Raw genomic sequence first — 258 nt, 5'->3', positions numbered from 1 at the left:
ACCGAATCCGACGGCGCTCCGTCAACAACACAACTACGAAGTGCTCGTCGAACCCGCCTACCGGGTCGACGTGTGGCTCGCCGAAACCGCTCGGTACAGGGAGCTTCGAGAGATGTTGGAGTCCGGGAAGTCACACTACGTTCCGAGCCTCGGTCTGTCGGAACACCTCGCGGAAATCGAATATCACGGGGAGTTCGACGTCGAGACCGTCTCTGAAAACGAGCGAATCGAAGTCGACTCCGCGGTTCCGAACGCGGT

At 59.7% G+C, this 258-nt stretch carries 1 protein-coding gene; it reads left to right on the top strand.

The genetic code is table 11. The features are described from left to right. On the top strand, positions 1-258 hold a 258-nt coding region (locus HKX41_12165), incomplete at both ends, for a type I-B CRISPR-associated protein Cas5 (protein NNC24890.1).

The organism is Salifodinibacter halophilus (assembly GCA_012999515.1).
Lineage (GTDB): Bacteria > Pseudomonadota > Gammaproteobacteria > Nevskiales > Salinisphaeraceae > Salifodinibacter > Salifodinibacter halophilus.
The sequence above is the reverse complement of the archived record's forward strand: the minus strand, read 5'-3'. Positions and strand labels throughout refer to the sequence as shown.